Below are 19,056 nucleotides of genomic sequence, written 5' to 3' on the forward strand. Positions count from 1 at the left end.
TATTAATTATTCAGCGCTACGTTGTTTTTTTGCAGCTTTTTCACGTTCGTTTTTGTTAAGAATTTGTTTACGAAGACGAATAGACTCTGGTGTAACTTCTAGATATTCATCATCGTCTAAGAATTCTAATGCTTCTTCAAGTGTTAAGATTTTTGGTGTTTTAATAACGTTTGTTTGGTCTTTTGTAGCTGAACGAACGTTTGTTTTTTGTTTCATTTTAGTAATGTTAACAGTAATGTCATTATCACGAGTATTTTGGCCTACAACCATACCTTCGTAGATTTCAGTACCTGGTTCTACGAAAAGTACACCTCGGTCTTCAATTTGCATCATACCGTAAGTAGTAGCTTTACCAGTTTCCATAGAAACTAGGGCACCATTACGACGACCACCTACACGGCCAGTAGCAACTGGTTGATAAGAATCGAATGTATGGTTAATAATACCGAAACCTTTAGTTAGTGACATAAATTCAGTTGTATAACCAATCAAGCCACGAGCTGGGACCATGAAGATTAAACGAACTTGTCCATTACCTTCATTGACCATATCTTGCATTTCACCTTTACGGTCGCCTAATGATTCAATGATTGAACCTACAGAATCTTCAGGTACATCGATTTGCACACGTTCTACTGGTTCACATTTAACGCCATCAATTTCTCTAATAATAACTTTTGGTTTTGATACTTGTAATTCGTAGCCTTCACGACGCATGTTTTCAACAAGGATTGATAAGTGAAGTTCACCACGACCTGATACTGTCCATGCATCTGGAGAATCTGTTGGTTCTACACGTAAAGAAACGTCAGTTTGTAATTGAGAAAGTAATCGTTCTTCAATTTTACGTGAAGTTACCCATTTACCTTCGCGACCTGCGAATGGAGAGTTATTAACTAAGAAAGTCATTTGTAAAGTTGGTTCATCAATACGCATTGGAGGAAGTGGATCTAGGTGATCTTGCGGACATACAGTTTCACCAACGTTAATTTCTTCCATACCAGATACAGCGATTAAATCACCTGAATATGCTTCTTGAATTTCTTCACGTTTTAAACCGAAGAAACCAAACATTTTCGTTACTCGGAAGTTTTTCACTGAACCATCAAGTTTTGCTAGAGATACTGATTGCCCTACAGCGATAGTACCTCGGAATACACGACCGATACCAATACGACCAACGAAGTCATTATAATCAAGTAATGCAACTTGGAATTGAAGAGGTTCTTCACGAGTATCAGCTGGTGCTGGGATGTGACTGATAATTTCTTCGAATAAGCATTTCATGTTTTCTTCTTGTTTAGCTGGGTCTGGATCTAATGATGCAGTACCATTAACACCTGAAGCGAAAACTACTGGGAATTCTAATTGATCTTCATCTGCACCTAACTCAATAAGTAAGTCGATTACTTCATCAACTACTTCTTCAGGACGAGCTGAATCTTTGTCAACTTTGTTTACGACTACGATTGGTGTTAATTTTTGTTCTAATGCTTTTTTAAGCACGAAACGAGTTTGAGGCATACAACCTTCGTAAGCATCTACTACTAGTAAAACGCCATCTACCATTTTCAAAATACGTTCAACTTCACCACCGAAATCGGCGTGTCCTGGTGTATCCAAGATGTTGATTTTAGTATCTTCGTAGTGAACTGCAGTATTTTTTGCTAAAATCGTAATACCACGTTCACGTTCAATATCGTTAGAGTCCATTGCACGTTCTTCAACATGTTCATTTGAACGGAATGTTCCTGATTGTTTTAATAATTGGTCGACTAAAGTTGTTTTACCATGGTCGACGTGGGCAATAATTGCTATATTTCTGAGATCTTCTCTTAAATTTGTCATTGTTCCACTCCACATTCTTTTTTCGAGTCCATAACTGTGCTAGTATAACATAAAAAATAGATTTATGTCCTACTTTAGCATGTCTTTTTCAACTTTTTTATTTTTTACAAGTGAAAACCTTGCTAATCTTAGTATTTAGTTCGACAATAGTATTACAATAATTTTTTGGAGGATTGTTATGAATAAAGCAAAAATCGTCATGGCTATCTTTGCTCTAGCAGGGGTTTTAGCTATGTGTTCAATAGGCTGGGCAGTAGCTGTAGGAAGTATTTCAGGAATAATCGGAGGCATTGTAGCTGTTTGTGTTGTATTCGGTTTTGCCTTTAAAACAAAACGTCAATTTAGAGATCAAGGCTTATTATAAAATTAAAAGGTAAGGTGTTTCATCCAGCTACCACAGCACTTTGAACCCATTAAGCCGAAACTGTCAGTTTTCGATAGAGGCACTATTTTGAGGAAGATAGCTTAAGTTCCCCCACATCCTGTGGTAAAGGATGTTGAGTTCACGTCGTATGAATCCTCAAGTGCTGACATAGAGAACTGAATATACTAAAAGGGATTGTCTTTAAAAGTTGGGTTTCTTCAACTTCAAGGACAATCCCTTTTTTATTGATTATCATATTTTAGTTGAATATAATGATTAATAATTTCACTGTGAATCGTAGGATTAGCTACGATAAAAGTATCTTGTTTTAATAAGTTAATAGGTTCATTTTTTAAATTACTAGCGATTGCACCTACCTCATTAGCAATCACTACACCCCCTGCTACATCCCAGGGAGATAACCTCATAGAAATATATGCATCCATTCTTCCACAAGCAACAGAAACTATTTCTAAAGCAGCTGAACCATATGACCTTGTCCCTCGAACAGTACGAACGAGTTCAATCATTGGCAAATGCTCGATTTTCTTATTAGGCGTCACCCAAGTGGCATTCAATCCAATAATTGCTTTATCTAATGAAATTGCTTCAAGAGGCTTTAACGGGATTTCGTTCATAAAGGCACCATGTCCCTCTTCTGCAAAGTATAACTGGTCCCTCATAACATCATATATATATCCCAGCTTTCCAACCCCATTAATATAAACACCAATTGAAATGGCAAAATTTCGATGTTGACGGATAAAATTCATCGTTCCATCTATTGGATCGATTATCCATACAACACCATCCAATGAATGAATTTTCTCACCCATACCTTCTTCACCTAAAATTTTGTGTGATGGATCGAATGCTGTAATTTTTTCAATGAAAAATAATTCTGTCTCGCGATCAATATTTGTTACTAAATCATTTGCATCCGCTTTCGTCTCGATTTTCCACTTTTCAGAAAATGAACTTCGTATACGTTCCCCTGCTTCCATAATGATGGCCTTTGCAAATTCATGAACTTTAGTAATCTGCATAATTTCCTCACCTTTCCTTGAAAAAACGAAGTGCATTTCATTTTTTGTATATTATAACAAAAAAAACACCTGCTTCTCATAATGATAAGCAAGTGTCACCTTAAAATTTTTGCGCTATCTCTAGGCGAATGCATGGAATGCCTCCAGTTCCATATGAATTTCAGCCAATCTTGCCTTACTTTGAGCAATTTGCTCTTTATCATTCAATTGCATCGCATCAAATAATGTAGCTAATTCATAATCCACTTCTAAATGAAGACCTTTAATATATTGCTTTTCAAAATCCACTTTACGAATAATATGAACAACTTGTTTCATGCTGATCAGCTCCTTTAATTTGATGGTAAAATGATAAGAAGATGGAATTTTCTGACCATTTTCTACATTATATTCACTGTACGAAGAATGGTAAGTCCTTCTACAAGATTTTTTCCCATTTTTCAAATAAAATAAACATAAAGTTAAAAAAGGAGAGAAAAAATTGACAGTAAAATGGACTAACAAAGACTTTGAAGTCTTTACAACACCCGGACTTGAACAACGTATGTCAGCACTCATCAAGAATGTACGCCCTAAATTTGAAGAACTTGGAATAACGTTTAGTACATACTTCTCTTCGAAAATAGGGGAAGAGTTTTACCCACATGTAGCAAAACATGCAAGACGAAAAGTGAATCCACCTATCGATAGCTGGGTAGCATTTGCACCAAACAAACGTGGGTACAAGGCCCTTCCACACTTCGAAATCGGACTTTTTAAATCGCATATTTTTATCCTTCTTTGTGCCATTTATGAAGCACCTACAAAAAAGGAAATAGCTAACAATTTACTAAATAATGTGAATTCTTTCGATGAACTTCCTGAAACATTTTTTATTACAGGAGATCATTTTGATCCGAATGGCATTCCTCTCGTGGATGCAATGAAAGACGGTTCACTCGAAAAACTTCTAACCCGTTTACGTGATGTGAAAAAAGGGGAATTCATGATTGGTCTACAATTGCCCAAGGAAAAAACAATAAAACTTTCCGCAAAAGAATTTGACAGAATAGTTGTAGAAACCTTTGATGAATTGATCCCCATTTATAATATTATGGTAAACAAAAAATAATAGTGTAAAAGCAATCGGTTATTTCTCGACTATTGAGTAAACCGATTGCTTTTTAATTATCTTCTGCGTTTGCTAATCCCTTTAATAATTGCGCCGTTTTGACTCGTTTTCGTCTGTTTTACAATATCGTAGCTGACGTAACCACTCTCTTCTTCAAATTCACGGAAAATAGTTTTCTCTTCTGCCATAGAAGGAACGATTTCTTTTAAACGGCGATACTTTGATAACACTTCTTCACGTTTTACGCCTTTTTCATATGCCTTTTCAATAGTTTGAAAAAATGCAATCACATCAATTATTTCATCTGTAGACCAATTAATTGAAAATGGATATGAGTATTCCATATGATTCCCTACCTTCATCATGGTATTATACCAAATTGTTTCACATTATTATTGTAAACTCTACTGGAAATGGACTGCAACTTTTCTCGTCCTCTGTTAATAGTATATTCCCTGGGAAATGACTTTATTCTATAAAAATATTGTAACGAATATCGGTAACAAGATCGCCCCTATAACTGCAGTCAATGTCATCGAAACCGAGCCCATAGATAATGTTCTTTCTCCATACTCAGTAAGTTTGCCTATCCCTATACCATGGGCACTACTCCCCATTGAGACTCCTCTTGCGATTGCGGTGTCAATTTTGCAAATTTTGTAAAGGTTTGGTCCAATTATAGCACCAATCATTCCAGTAATAATGACAAACACTGCTGCTAATGTCGGATTACCACCTATTACATTACTAATCTGCATCGCGACAGGAGATGTTATTGATTTTGGAATTAATGTCCTCATATACTCATTTTCTATACGAAATAAAACTGCAAGCGACAATACACTGCCAACACCTGCTATCATTGCAACTGCAATACCAGTAATAATTGCCTTATAATTTTTTTTGATTAATTCTCTTTGTCTATATAATGGTAATGCTAGACTTACTACAGCGGGTCCAAGGAGCCGATCAATCCATTGACCTCCAACCATATACGTTTCATATGGTATATGAAATATCAACAAAGCACCAACTATGATGATTGCGCTTGTAAATACAGGAAATAAAATTGGATGGTAAAAACGTTCATACACTTTTTTCATTATAAAAAATACAACTACAGTGGACACACAAATCATTATTGCAAGCATATTAAGCCCCCCCTTTTTGTTGGATATTTTCAAAGCAAGTTTCCTCGAGATTTTCCATTTGAACTTCTTTTTGTTTTTCTAGATGAATTTCTACCATTTGCGTTGTTTTTCCAGAAGCAACTATTGAAACAATTGTACTTACTAAAATGATTCCGATAATGGCCATTCCTTGCCATGATAGCAGTTCAGAATAATTAACGATTCCCACAGTTACTGGTATAAAGAATAATGTCATATAAGCAAGTAATATCTCTGCTCCACTTGCGATCCAACTTTCAGGAATAGTTTTTGTTATTAATAAAATAAATAAAATGACTAACCCAATGATACTTCCCGGGAATTGAATATGTAAAATTGCCATTAACCACTTTCCAATTTCGGATAATAAATATAAAACTGCTATTTGCCCTATTATTCTTAAAAACTTCAATCCATATTGTTGCATAACAGACCCCCCCTTTATTTATTAATATATTATAATTTATTGGAATTTTCCAAATACATCTACTTCACGCTCGACAATTCACTTCGACACTTAATTAAAAAAGCTAGCTTTTGTAGAATATTCTACAAAAGCTAGCTAAGTACCTAGTAAATATTTAATTAATCTTCTTTGTTTTCGTGGGCGCGGTCTTTTTTCAAGATTTTTGAAATTAGTTCATATACCAGTGGAACAATTAACAATGTTAAAATCGTTGAACTGATTAAACCACCTATTACAGTCACACCTACACCTTTTGAAATAAGGCCGCCACCTTCTGCACCCATCGCTAATGGAATTAATGCACAGATTGTTGCGATGGCTGTCATTAGGATTGGACGTAAACGAGTTGCACCCGCTTCAAGTATTGCTTCACGCATTGTTTTACCAGCATGCTCCATATGAATGATGCGGTCTACTAATACAATGGCATTTGTTACCACGATTCCTATTAACATCAGTAACCCAATCATGGATGATACACTGATTGTTTCCCCAGAAATCCACAATGCAACAAGTGCTCCGATAACAGTAAATGGTAATGAGAATAGGATAGCAAATGGAGCTAAACCTTCACCAAATGTTACAACTAATGTAAAGTATACAATTGCAATAGCAGCAGCAATCGCTAACCCTAATTGGGTGAAGGCTTCTTTCATATCTGCTGTAACTCCGCCTGTATTAACTTCTACATTATTTGGTAAATCTAGTTTATCAATTGCTTTTTGAACTCCTGAAGATGCTTTTGTAATATCTTTTGATGTAACAGTTGCTGTGACACTAGCATAAATTTTACCTTTACTACGATTTACTTGTGTTGAAGTTGTACCTGTTTTAACATCAACAACATCTGAAACTTTTACTTTTTTACCTACAGGTGTATCAATCTCTTCATCTAGCACTTCTTGGAATTTATCTGGAGAAGCTGCCTCTTTATGAACATTGACATCAAGTTCTTTACCATTTCTTGTCACTGTTGTTAAAACTTCAGTTTGTGTATTTGGATTAATCGCCATCGCAATTTGTCCTGTTGTTAATCCTAAAGCTTTTGCTTTGTCTTGATCAATCACTAATGTTTTTTCGGTATAATTTTCCGCTAATGAAGATTTAACATCTTTTAAATTATCTTGATCTTTCATATTTTTTTCTATATCTTTTACCACTGGTCTGATATCTTCTACTGTGTTACCGTAGACTGAATATGAAAGCTCATTACTTGACCCTGAAGATGAGAAGTCTTGGCTTTTCCATGTACCTTTTTGATTAACATCTTGAACTTCTTTAATAAGTTTTTCTTTTACATTACTAAAGTTTTTCGTATCAGTATCATAAATGACATAGACTAAAGCACCATTTGTTTGACCAGGCATCATTGGATTAGATCCGCCGATAGATGATTGGACTGTCTTAACATCCTTTTTATCCATAATCATTTTTTCGATTACTTCTACATCATCAATCACTTTATCACGTGTTTCACCAGGTTCAGGTGTATAAGTTAGGTATACCATTTTTTGTTGATCATCTGGTAAGAAACTAAATCCAACTAATGGTGCTAAGAATAAGCTTGCTACAAGAATTACAATCGATCCTATAGAAGTTATTAATTTATGGTCTAATACCCATGATAGAATGCGTTTATAGCCTCTTGCTAATGCTCCATGCTCTTCTTTTTTAGTTTGTACTTTGCCATACAGTTCTTTTTTAAATAATGCATGTGCTAAGGCTGGAACAATTGTGATGGCAACTATTAGAGATGCGATTAATGCAAATGCCATCGTTAAACCGAATGGTAAGAATAACTCTCCGACCATACCTCCAACTAATCCAAGTGGCAAGAACACGGCAATTGTTACCACTGTAGAAGATAAAATTGGTCTAAACATTTCAAGAGTAGCTTCACGAATTAAAGCTCTACCATGTAATTTCTCGCCTTCAAGGTAAATTCTTCGATAAATATTTTCAATAACAACAATCGAGTCATCGATTACACGACCTATCGCTACTGTCATTGCACCTAATGTCATCATATTTAATGATATATCCATTTGTTTTAATGCAATTACTGCAATTAATAACGACATCGGAATAGATACAACTGAAATAATTGTTGAACGGAAATTCCGCAAGAATAACATGATGATGATGAATGCAAAGATTGCACCGTATAACAATTTATCAAACATCGTATTCACTGAGTCTTGAATTGGTTGACCTTGGTCTAGTGTTACCTCAATGTCCATACCTTTGTTATCTTTTTCAAATTTCTTAGCTTCATCTTTAACATCATTTACTACATTCACAGTATTTGAATCTTGGGATTTTACTACCTGTACAGATATTGCTGGTTTACCATTTGTACGGGAAACAGATTCAACTTCACCAACTACTTTGATGGAAGCCAATTCACCTAATTTTACAAATGGGCTCGATTGTGGAGCTTGTAGCGCCGATTGTGCCCCTGCTACACCTTGAGATGCTTGTGCCTGTGCAGCTTGCGCTTGTGCTTTTGCAGCTGCAGAATTTGCACTTAAGCTTTGCATTGTTACGGGAATTTCTAAGTTTTTCAAGTCTTTAATTGTTGTCATTTTACCATCAACAACAACTGATTGTTCTTCATCCTTGAATTGGAACATACCTAATGGAACTTTCGTATCCATTGCTTTTACATATTGCTTAATCGTATCTTCTGTTAAGCCATATTTCGCTAATTTCTTTTGGTCATAAGTTAGTTCAACTTTTTCTACTTGTTGACCAGTTACTGATACAGATCCAACGCCATCAATACCTTCTAATTTAGGTACGAAATAGTTTTCAGTTGTTTTTGTTAAATCTGCAATAGATTGATCCTTATTTGCAACACTTAAAGCTACAACTGGGAAAGCATTGATATTAACACGATCTACAGTTGGCTTTTGAGCAGTTTCTGGAAGATCTACTTTTTCTAGTACTTCCTTAATATTACTAACTGCTTCTTTCATGTCTGTACCATACTTAAACTCTATTTGTAGACTTGAAGCATTTTGATAGGAATTGGAATAAACAGCTGAAACACCCTTTAGATGATTCACTGCTTTTTCATATGGGATTGAAATATCGTCAGCTACCTGCTCTGGTGTTGCACCTGGATAAACTGTTGTTACCGTTGCAACTGGAATTGAAATATCAGGTAATGTTTCTAACTTCATCTTAAGTCCTGAATATACCCCGGCAACAGCGACTATAATCGATAGTAGCCATACTGCCAATTTATTTTTCAAAACAAATTTAATAAGCGAGTTCATTCATACACCGTCCTTTTTTGACTTAATGGTCACAATTCAATATAATAATGACTAGCTAGTCAAAAGTCAAACCATAGAATAGGAAGAATTATAGAAAGAGTGAAAATATGTCTAAACGTGATCTAATTATTGAAAAATCTATGGAGATCTTATCTGAGCGTACAATAGCCTCTACGTCTATCCAAGACATTACAAACGCATGCGGCATATCAAAAGGAGCTTTTTATCTCTCTTTTAAATCAAAAGAGGAACTACTTATTGCAATTTTTGAGTATATCATCAAAGATATGACATCAAAGTTTCAAAACATATTAAGTTTACAAGTAGAGCCAAAAGAAAAACTAACACAATATTTTTTATCGGCTTTTGAGTTATTCGAAAAAAATTCACCTTTTATCTCAACTCATTTGCGCGAGATTGTTAGTATTGTGGATCATGATGTGACGGAAAAAATACAAAAACATTTCCAAGTTACTGACAATATGACTTTGTTGTTGCTTAGAGAGGTTTATAGTTCCCAAATTGAAGATAGCCAATATGATTTACTAATATGTATCAGAGGGATGATGAAAGGTTATGCGGAATTCATTGTAATCCAAAAACAGTCAATTGACTATTATGAATTAAGCAAACATTTGGTAAATTACATTGATGTACTTGTTAACGCTAAGTTAAAAACATTAATAACGAAAGAAATGTATGAACAAAAAACTCGCCACATCAGTCATATTCAAAAAAATGATATAATCGTTGAAATAGAAAATTGTAAAGCAGATTATGCAAACGATTCTTTTACAATAGATTCATTCGATTTAATCATTGAAGAATTACAAAGGGAACATCCTCGTAAAGCATTACTACTAGGTATGTCTTCCAATTTAATGACGAATAACCATTTGAGATGGCTCTCTGTTTTACTAAAGCAATTTTGCAATGAAATGTAAAAAAAGAGCAGCACAACAATTGTTGTGCTGCTTTTTTATGTGGTTCTACATGTATCCCCAAACCATTGCAAGCAATGTACCGAATACAGTAATTAAACCAACAACTACTGAGTAAATAATTGTAATGTATAAAGCTTTCTTATCTTCTGATTCACCGATATGCATGAACAATACTAACTGTACAATTGCTTGTGCAGCAGCTGTTACAAGTAGAATTGTAATAGCAACACTGTTAGACATATCTTTAAACATTATTACAGTCAATGCTAAGAGTGTTAAAACAAGAGAACCCACAAAGCCCATTACATGCTCTTTTGGAAATAGTTCTTTCATTATTACAACACTCCTTTCAAATAAACAAAGCTGAAGATGAAGATCCATACTACATCAAGGAAGTGCCAGTATAGAGAGAAGATAAATGCTTTATTTGCTGTTTTTGCATTTAATCCACGTTTTTTAACTTGCATTAAGATACTTGATCCCCATAATAGACCGAATGTTACATGGAGACCGTGAGTACCTAGTAAAGTCATCAAAATAGACAGGAAGGCACTTGTTTGAATTGTAGCACCATCATGAATATATGTTAAGAATTCATTAACTTCAACGCCTAGGAAGACTGCACCTAGAAGTAAAGTTAAGATGTAGAATACCATCATTGCTTTAGTACGTCCAATACGCATTGCGTGAACACCTAAACCAATTAAGAAACTACTAGTTAATAGAGCAAAAGTTTCTACCAATACTGGTGGCATTTCAAATAATTCTTTACCTATTGGACCTGAACCTGTGCGATCAACTAATGAAAAATACACACTAAATAATGTCGCAAAGAGGATTATTTCGGCACCAAGGAAAACCCAGAAACCAAAGATCTTTAAATCATTTTCTTCTGTGCTGTACTCTAATGGAACTGATTTGTTTACTTTTGACATTATTTTTCACCTCTCAATCGACGTTCAGTTGCTTCGATTTCAGCCACTTCAATATAATGACCATCATCTTTTTCAAATGAACGATAAGCCATAAATCCTAATGTTAGAACACCAAATACGATTACTAGAGACCAAACACTAAATACGAAGAAGAATGAGAATAAGAACATTACACCAGCCATCCACATTGGAGCGCCACTGTTGTTAGGCATATGAATACGTTCATATTTGCCTGCTGTAATATCTCTTCCTTCTTTTTTCGCATACCAGAATTCATCTAATTGATTGATTTTTGGTACGACAGCGAAATTGTATTCTGGAACCGGACTATGTGTTGCCCATTCAAGAGAACGTGCATCCCATGGATCGCCATTTTCATCACGTGGACTATGACGGAAGCTGTAGTAAATGTTATAGCAAATTAACATAAAGCCTACTGCCATTGCAATAGCACCAATGAACGATACCATACTTAATGGACCATAACCTGTGTCAGCTGAGTATGTGTACATACGACGTGCATAGCCATCTAAACCTAAGATAAATAGTGGGAAGAAGGCTACATTAAAACCTACTACAATAGTCCAGAATGCTGATTTACCTAATTTTTCATTCAAACGGAAACCAAAGATTTTTGGCCACCAGAAATGATAACCTGCTAATACCCCAAATACTGTACCTGGGATTAATACATAGTGGAAGTGAGCAACTAAGAACATTGTATTGTGATATTGATAGTCCGCACTTGACATAGCAAGCATTACCCCTGTAACCCCACCAATTGTGAAGATTGGAATAAATGCTAATGCCCAAAGCATTGGTGTTGTAAATGTAATTTTCCCGTGTCGCATTGTTAGCAACCAGTTAAATATTTTAACACCAGTTGGAACGGCTATAAGCATTGTTGTAATAGAGAAAATACTATTAACCATTACACCATGTCCCATAGTATAGAAATGGTGAACCCATACCATGAATGATAGTAATGAAATAACAACCATACTCATTACCATTGATTTATAACCAAATAAGTTTTTGCGTGAGAATGTTGAGATAATCTCACTGTAAATACCAAATGCCGGTAAGATAACGATATAAACTTCAGGATGTCCCCAAACCCAGAACAAGTTAGCCCAAAGCATATCCATACCACCATCTGACATAGCAAAGAATTTAGTACCAAATTGACGGTCTAAAGTCATCAATGCAAGTGCTACAGTTAATACTGGGAATGCAAATGTAATAATAACATTTGTAATTAATGCTGACCAAGTGAACATTGGCATTTTCATTAATTTCATACCTGGTGCACGCATTTTCATGATTGTAGCAATGAAGTTAATACCAGTCATTAAAGTACCAAGACCTGCGATTTGTAAAGACCAAGCATAATAGTTATTACCAACGCCAGGGTTAAATTCAGTACCTGCTAATGGGAAATAAGATGTCCAACCTGCGTTTGGTGATCCCCCAATTATGAATGATACATTTAATAATCCACATCCAGCTGCGAATAACCAGAAGCTAAGTGCATTTAATCTTGGGAATGCCACATCTCGTGCACCAATTTGAAGTGGTACAACGACATTCATTAAACCTATGATAAATGGCATTGCCATGAATAGAATCATGACTAAACCATGTGTTGTGAAAATTTCATTATAATGCTCAGCGTTAAGCAATTTGTTTTCAGGAACTGATGTTTGTGCACGCATTAATAATGCATCAATTCCACCTCTAAATAGCATAATCAATGCTACTAAGATATACATGACACCAATTTTTTTATGGTCAACAGTAGTAAGCCAGTTTTTGTAAAGCCATCCCCACTTTTTGAAGTAGGTCAAACCAACAACAATGGCAATAGCGCCAACAACGATACTAATTGCTGCACCCAAAATCATCGGCTCTTTCATCGGAGCGAGTAATTCGTCCATGTTCATGTGTGTAACTCCTTTCTTGCCTCATTTCTATTTTTAAAAAATTGAAGCGATACCTTATTACTTAGACATATCCATGCCTTCCATATCACCCATGTTGTCCATATTGTGTGAATCTTTTTTGTGTGATTCGTCAGTTTGTTTACTCATATCCATATGTTTCATATCACCCATTTTGCTCATATCCATTTCTGGAGCTGGACTGAATGATAAGTGTGTAGAAGAGAAACTTTCACGACCTACAAAGGAAGTTTTTAGTAATTTATTGAATTTTGCTTCAGTTAATTTTGGTTCATTTGCTTTTACATCTTTTACCCATTTGTCAAATTTATCTTGTGACATTGCTTGAGTTTCAAACTCCATCTCCGCAAAACCTTCACCATTAAAGTTAGAGTTACGACCCATATATGATCCTTCTACATCAGCAGCAAGGTGAAGTTTATTGACCATATCACTCATGGCATATTTTTGACCGGCTAACTGTGGAATCCAGAAACTTGTAATTGGACCAAATGAATATAATCTAAATTCGATTGGACGATCTGTTGGTATATTTACATAATTAACTGTTTCAATATTTTGTTCTGGATAGCTAAAGTGCCATTTCCAATTTGAAGATGATGCATAAATAACAAGCGGTTTTTTGTTGTCATAACCTGTTTGTTGATGTTCAACTTTTGATGTTGTAAATACAGTTACAATGGATAAAACTGTTACTATAACAATCGGAATAACCGTCCATATGATTTCTAACTTTGTACTACCCTCTTCATGAGGCGGTTCATAACCTGCTGGTTGTTTTGATGCACGATATTTCGACAACATGAAGACAAACAATACATATACAATCAATAAGATAACAGCCATCACTAAAATTGAAAAGATGATTGTATTTGATAAAGTTTTCGCATTTGGGCCTTTTGTATCGAATATCAGCAATGGCTGACATCCAGATAATATCAATGTCATGAACGCCATAATGGCAGGCATAATAAGCACTTTTTTCTTCATAATGTACTCCCTTCTCAAAAAACAATTAAAACAACTGTCTTTCTAAAATCTATTGAATTAGCTTTCTGATTGAAGATTGCTACAGTTATAGATATGTGAGCATATGAAATTCACTCAATGGTTTAATAGCTACTTTCATATGAACGGACAATAGTTAACTATTCTCACATTCTATACAGTGAAAATCAGGCACCCAAGTTTTCGCACCTTTTTCTCCTGAGGATTTTCAATCTTTCACTCAATCCATTTGAAATTATACCTCCTTCTTCTTAATAAAAAAATAAAAATTACTCAAAAACAGCAATTAATTTGTCGTAATTTGAACTTTTTGTGGACATAATTTGTATAAAATGTGTACACATTTTAAATTTGAACCTAAGGTATTACAAAAAATCCTACAATAAACAATTAAATTCTAGTAAATTATATTTATTCTCTTATTTTCCAAGCAGTACTACTTGGATTTTCCGAAAAGAGAAAATCACCTCCAACGTGTTCAACGTTAAAGATGATTTTAGGTTATTTTAATCGATTATTTTTTAAATTTGAAAAGGGAATCACGATAGAAAAAATTAGCTCTACACATTTAATTCAATTTTATAATGCAGGAGCCGATCCTCCATCAATATTTACAGCAGTACCACTTACATAGGAAGCTGCATTAGAAACTAAGAATGTAATCACATTAGCCGCTTCTTCTGTATCCCCTATACGTCCAAGAGGAATCGACTTGCCCACTTTTCTTGAATACTCTTCCCAAGTCAATTCAGGAGATTCAGCTTGCCATTTACGCTCAATTTGTGCACTTCGAATTAATCCTATGCAGACTGTATTCACTCGAACATTCATTGCCCCTACATCTTTACTCATCGCTTTTGTTAAAGCCATTCCTGCAGCACGACTAACAGTTGTTGGTAGTGAAGATTTGGGTGGCGTTTTGCCAAATACTGCTGTGACATTTACAATAGCACCTCCTCCTGCTTGTTCCATGTGAGGCAATGCTGCTTTTGATGTATAAATTGCGCCAAATAATTTTAAATCTAAATCACTTTTCCAGAAATCAGAATCCACTTCTAAGAAAGAGTGGGCTAATGAAGTACCCGCATTATTGACCAAAATATTTAACTTACCAAATTTCTCAACTGCTTTTGCAATGACATTTTGACAATCTTCTTCTTTTGTAACATCCGTCACTACAGTTAATACATCTTTACCTGTTTCATCTAATATACTTTTAGCGGCTTCTTCAAGTGTTGAAGCTGTTCTAGCACAAATAACAACATCTGCACCTTCTGATGCTAATTTTATTGCAGTTGCAAGACCAATGCCTTTACTAGCACCCGTTACAACTGCAACTTTTCCTTTTAAGCCTAATTCCATTTTCCATCTCTCCTAGTATTCATCTATTATTATCCTGACCTATCTTTCTTTTAACAAAAGAAAATATAAGATAATTATAACTAATTAGATAATTAAAATTCTATAAATCTATCCTTGTATGAATAAAGGAATAGATTGTCATTATTTTTTATCTACTCCTTTCTCATAACTTAAATGAATCAATTTCATAATGCAAAATTCATAAAAAATATACTTAACATTTAATGATATCCAATTATCATTACAACGCTTTCGACTGCGAGTCCTCGAAAATGCATTCATGCGATTGTTAATTCAGTGAGGTGCATTCACAGCCCTACGGGAACTCCTTGAGCTGAATACCCTACAGGATCGTAGTGAAGGTACTAAAAAACGATTTAACCCCTAATTTTTATAGTACAAATCTGCTATAACATGAAGTGGAATCAGCTTCGCTTTCCTCGGGCGGACCGAAGAGCCTCCTCGCTACGCTGCGGGGTCTCTTTGGCCCGCTTTCCCGCAGGAGTCTTCGCTGATTCCACTTCTACAAAAATTCCTTCAATAAAATCCATGTATTATAACTTTTTCAGTGCCCTCAACTTTGTGACGAGGAAATAGAAGCCAAGCTCATGGAAAGTGCGGTCTGTAGCGGAACATCCAAATCTGAACATTGAAAAGTAAAGTTAATATATTTGTATTTAAAAAACTGAAAATAGATTAATGAAATTTATTCAAATAAATATTTTTAAAATTTTTTATAAAAAAAACCTCTTAAGATACAGTTATGTATCTTAAGAGGTTTTTTGATTTCAATTATTTTTTAGCAATAATGTGAATTGGGTTACCAAGAGCTACTTCTGCAGTTTCCATAGTAATTTCACCTAAAGTTGGGTGAGCATGAATTGTCATTGCTACATCTTCAAGTGTCATACCAGCTTCGATTGCTAAGCCTAATTCAGCGATCATATCAGATGCACCAGCACCGATAATTTGACCACCAATTAGTAAGCCATCTTCTTTACGAGCAACAAGTTTTACGAAACCTTCTGTTTCGTTCAATGCTAATGCACGACCATTTGCAGCAAATGGGAATTTACCAGTAGTTACTTCAAAGCCTTCTTCTTTAGCTTGATCTTCTGATAAACCTACAGTAGCCATTTCAGGATCTGTGAAGCAAACAGCAGGAATTGCTAGATAATCTACAATTGATTTTTCTCCAGCAATTGCTTCTGCAGCAACTTTACCTTCGTATGAAGCTTTATGTGCAAGTTGTGGTCCAGCAACGATATCACCAATAGCATAAATATTTGGTACGCTTGTGCGACATTGTTTGTCAACTTTTAAAAGTCCACGTTCAGCAAATTCAATACCAACTGCTTCTAAGCCCATTTCATCCGTATTTGGACGACGACCTACAGTTACTAATACGTAATCTGCTTCTACAGCTTTTGCTTCACCATTTACTTCATATTTAACGGTTACACTTGACTCAGTTTCTTCAACACCTTGTGCTAAAGCGCCTGTTTCAATTGTAACACCTTTTTTCTTAAGACCTTTTTTAACGATAGCTGTCATTTGTTTTTCAAAGCCAGCAAGGATATCTTTGCCACCTTCAAGGATTGTTACTTGAGAACCTAGGTTAGCATAAGCAGAACCAAGTTCAGTACCGATGTATCCGCCACCAATAACAACAAGTTTTTCAGGTACTTCTTGTAATGAAAGTGCGCCTGTTGAATTTAACACACGATTTGAAAATTTGAATGTTGGAATTTCAACTGGACGAGAACCTGTTGCGATGATTGCATTTTTGAAATTGTAAGTTTGAGCTGAGTTTTCAGTAATCACTCGTAATGAGTTCGCATCATGGAAATAAGCTTCACCTTTTACAACTTCAATATTGTTGCCTTTTAATAAACCAGCAACACCGCCAGTTAATTTTTTAACAACAGAATCTTTGAATTCCTGTGCTTTTTTGAAATCTAATTTCACTTCTGGAACAATTACACCCATATCATCTGAATGTTTAGCTTGTTCAAAGCGGTGACCTACAGAGATTAAAGCTTTTGATGGGATACAACCTACGTTTAAGCATACGCCACCTACGTTTTCACGTTCAACAACTGTAACTTTTTGTCCAAGTTGTGCTGCACGAATTGCGGCTACATATCCACCAGGACCAGCACCGATGACAATTGTATCTGTTTCGATTGGAAAATCTCCTACTACCATTTTTATTACGCCTCCATTAATAATAGTTCCGGCTCACTTAACAAACGTTTAATATTATTTAACGCATGTTGAGCAGTCGCACCATCGATCATTCTATGATCAAAGCTCAATGATAATGCTAACACAGGTGCGGCTACAATTTCACCATTTTTTATTACAGGTTTTTCTGAAATTCGACCAATTCCTAGAATCGCTACTTCGGGATGGTTTATTACTGGAGTAAACCATTGCCCACCTGCTGATCCGATATTTGTGATAGAGCAAGATGCACCTTTCATTTCGTTAGGTGCTAATTTACCTTCACGAGCTTTTGTTGCTAATTGGTTTATTTCATCTGAAACTGCAAATACAGATTTGCGGTCAGCATGTTTAATAACTGGAACTAAAAGACCTTTTTCAGTATCAGCTGCTATACCAATATTATAATAATGTTTTTGAATAATTTCTTGTGTTTCGTCATCCAAAGAACGGTTAAAATCTGGGAAATCACGCAAAGTACTTACTAATGCTTTTACTACATAAGGTAAGTATGTTAATTTTATACCTTTTTCAGCTGCGATTTCTTTAAATTTTTTGCGATGCGCAACTAATTCAGTAACATCCACTTCATCCATTAATGTAACATGTGGAGCTGTTTGTTTAGAATGAACCATTGCTTTTGCAATAGCACGACGCATACCAGACATTTTTTCACGAGTTTCTGGGAATTCGCCTTCAAGCTCAACAGGTGCTGTTGCCACTTCTGTTACTGGTGCTTCTTCAGTTACTTTTGTAGCTTCAACTTCTGCAACAGCAGGTTTTGCACCACCGTTTTTAAATGCTTCGATATCTTCTTTTAAAACACGACCATTTTTTCCTGTGCCTGTAACTTGTTTAATATCTACGCTGTTTTCACGAGCAAATTTGCGTACTGAAGGCATTGCAATTACTCTAGCTGTCGGATTAATCTCTGTTTCCTGAACTACAGCAGATTCAGCTTGCACAGGTTCTTTTTCAACTTCATTACCATCTTCAGCAGTTGCTTGAACTTGTGCTTCTGTTTCAGATGTAGCTTCTTCATCATCTTTATGACCATGAAGTTCAAGTTCTTCGTATCCAGGAGCATCAATTTCTAGAAGTACTGTACCAACAGTTGTTAAAGTACCTTCTTCTACAAGCACCTTTTCAATAGTTCCTTCAACTGGAGATGGAATTTCAACTACTGCTTTATCATTTTGTACTTCTGCTAAAACTGTATCTTCTTCGATTTTATCGCCTGGTTTAACGAACCATTTTACGATTTCTCCTTCATGGATTCCTTCTCCAATGTCGGGTAAGCGGAATTTATAAGCCATTTCAGTCACATCTCCTTTG

17 protein-coding genes are annotated in these 19,056 nt (G+C 35.3%); 3 read left to right on the forward strand and 14 right to left on the reverse strand.

Annotated features, from left to right (window positions below):
* Positions 1 to 6 precede the first annotated feature (6 nt).
* Entirely contained in the window at positions 7 to 1,848 is a 1,842-nt protein-coding gene (gene typA, locus ACIQ4I_RS06860) for a translational GTPase TypA (RefSeq protein ID WP_403094354.1), read from the reverse strand.
* A 178-nt stretch (positions 1,849 to 2,026) separates the two neighbouring features.
* On the opposite strand from typA, the gene ACIQ4I_RS06865 reads away from it, so the two are divergent.
* Complete coding sequence (locus tag ACIQ4I_RS06865; RefSeq protein ID WP_403094356.1) at positions 2,027 to 2,212, forward strand: DUF5325 family protein; 186 nt, start codon at positions 2,027 to 2,029, stop codon at positions 2,210 to 2,212.
* 242 nt (positions 2,213 to 2,454) lie between these two features.
* On the opposite strand, the gene ACIQ4I_RS06870 is transcribed toward ACIQ4I_RS06865, so the two are convergent.
* Both ACIQ4I_RS06870 and ACIQ4I_RS06875 read right to left on the reverse strand, forming a co-directional pair.
* Positions 2,455 to 3,258 (reverse strand): inositol monophosphatase family protein, encoded by an 804-nt coding sequence (locus ACIQ4I_RS06870; RefSeq protein ID WP_403094358.1) that lies wholly within the window; start codon positions 3,256 to 3,258, stop codon positions 2,455 to 2,457.
* Between the two features lie 120 nt (positions 3,259 to 3,378).
* The gene (locus ACIQ4I_RS06875; RefSeq protein WP_397537387.1) at positions 3,379 to 3,576 is read right to left on the reverse strand and encodes a hypothetical protein; all 198 of its coding nucleotides are present in this window, start codon (positions 3,574 to 3,576) and stop codon (positions 3,379 to 3,381) included.
* Positions 3,577 to 3,739: 163 nt separating this feature from the next.
* Between ACIQ4I_RS06875 and ACIQ4I_RS06880 the strand changes: the two genes are divergently transcribed.
* On the forward strand, positions 3,740 to 4,369 hold the full coding sequence (locus ACIQ4I_RS06880) for a YktB family protein (RefSeq protein WP_403094360.1): 630 nt from the start codon (positions 3,740 to 3,742) through the stop codon (positions 4,367 to 4,369).
* A gap of 56 nt (positions 4,370 to 4,425) precedes the next feature.
* Here the strand turns inward: ACIQ4I_RS06880 and ACIQ4I_RS06885 are convergent, their stop codons facing one another.
* From ACIQ4I_RS06885 to ACIQ4I_RS06900, 4 genes are all read right to left on the reverse strand, one after another.
* The gene (locus ACIQ4I_RS06885; protein ID WP_403094362.1) at positions 4,426 to 4,713 is read right to left on the reverse strand and encodes a UPF0223 family protein; all 288 of its coding nucleotides are present in this window, start codon (positions 4,711 to 4,713) and stop codon (positions 4,426 to 4,428) included.
* A 129-nt stretch (positions 4,714 to 4,842) separates the two neighbouring features.
* Positions 4,843 to 5,520, reverse strand: a complete 678-nt coding sequence (locus ACIQ4I_RS06890) for an LrgB family protein (protein WP_403094364.1) — start codon at positions 5,518 to 5,520, stop codon at positions 4,843 to 4,845.
* 1 nt (position 5,521) lies between these two features.
* Positions 5,522 to 5,965 (reverse strand): CidA/LrgA family protein, encoded by a 444-nt coding sequence (locus ACIQ4I_RS06895; protein ID WP_403094365.1) that lies wholly within the window; start codon positions 5,963 to 5,965, stop codon positions 5,522 to 5,524.
* A 158-nt stretch (positions 5,966 to 6,123) separates the two neighbouring features.
* The gene (locus ACIQ4I_RS06900; protein ID WP_403094367.1) at positions 6,124 to 9,285 is read right to left on the reverse strand and encodes an efflux RND transporter permease subunit; all 3,162 of its coding nucleotides are present in this window, start codon (positions 9,283 to 9,285) and stop codon (positions 6,124 to 6,126) included.
* Positions 9,286 to 9,392: 107 nt separating this feature from the next.
* Here ACIQ4I_RS06900 and ACIQ4I_RS06905 point away from each other — a divergent pair, with 107 nt between their 5' ends.
* A complete protein-coding gene (locus ACIQ4I_RS06905) occupies positions 9,393 to 10,229 on the forward strand; it encodes a TetR/AcrR family transcriptional regulator (protein ID WP_403094368.1) in 837 nt (278 codons plus the stop codon).
* A gap of 45 nt (positions 10,230 to 10,274) precedes the next feature.
* Here ACIQ4I_RS06905 and qoxD read toward each other — a convergent pair whose 3' ends face one another.
* The 7 genes from qoxD to ACIQ4I_RS06940 form a co-directional block, all read right to left on the reverse strand.
* On the reverse strand, positions 10,275 to 10,562 hold the full coding sequence (gene qoxD, locus ACIQ4I_RS06910) for a cytochrome aa3 quinol oxidase subunit IV (RefSeq protein WP_403094371.1): 288 nt from the start codon (positions 10,560 to 10,562) through the stop codon (positions 10,275 to 10,277).
* Between the two features lie 2 nt (positions 10,563 to 10,564).
* Positions 10,565 to 11,164, reverse strand: a complete 600-nt coding sequence (gene qoxC / locus ACIQ4I_RS06915) for a cytochrome aa3 quinol oxidase subunit III (RefSeq protein WP_397537379.1) — start codon at positions 11,162 to 11,164, stop codon at positions 10,565 to 10,567.
* Entirely contained in the window at positions 11,164 to 13,107 is a 1,944-nt protein-coding gene (qoxB, locus tag ACIQ4I_RS06920) for a cytochrome aa3 quinol oxidase subunit I (protein ID WP_403094374.1), read from the reverse strand. Before qoxB ends, qoxC begins: the two co-directional genes overlap by 1 nt.
* A gap of 57 nt (positions 13,108 to 13,164) precedes the next feature.
* Entirely contained in the window at positions 13,165 to 14,115 is a 951-nt protein-coding gene (qoxA, locus tag ACIQ4I_RS06925; protein ID WP_403094376.1) for a cytochrome aa3 quinol oxidase subunit II, read from the reverse strand.
* Positions 14,116 to 14,712: 597 nt separating this feature from the next.
* A complete protein-coding gene (locus ACIQ4I_RS06930) occupies positions 14,713 to 15,495 on the reverse strand; it encodes an SDR family NAD(P)-dependent oxidoreductase (RefSeq protein ID WP_403094378.1) in 783 nt (260 codons plus the stop codon).
* A gap of 792 nt (positions 15,496 to 16,287) precedes the next feature.
* Positions 16,288 to 17,703 carry a dihydrolipoyl dehydrogenase gene (gene lpdA / locus ACIQ4I_RS06935; RefSeq protein WP_403094381.1) on the reverse strand — a complete coding sequence of 472 codons (1,416 nt, stop codon included), beginning with the start codon at positions 17,701 to 17,703 and terminating at the stop codon, positions 16,288 to 16,290.
* 5 nt (positions 17,704 to 17,708) lie between these two features.
* Entirely contained in the window at positions 17,709 to 19,037 is a 1,329-nt protein-coding gene (locus ACIQ4I_RS06940) for a dihydrolipoamide acetyltransferase family protein (protein ID WP_403094382.1), read from the reverse strand.
* Positions 19,038 to 19,056 lie beyond the last annotated feature (19 nt).

Source organism: Rummeliibacillus sp. NPDC094406, from assembly GCF_044763875.1.
Classification (GTDB): Bacteria; Bacillota; Bacilli; order Bacillales_A; family Planococcaceae; genus Rummeliibacillus.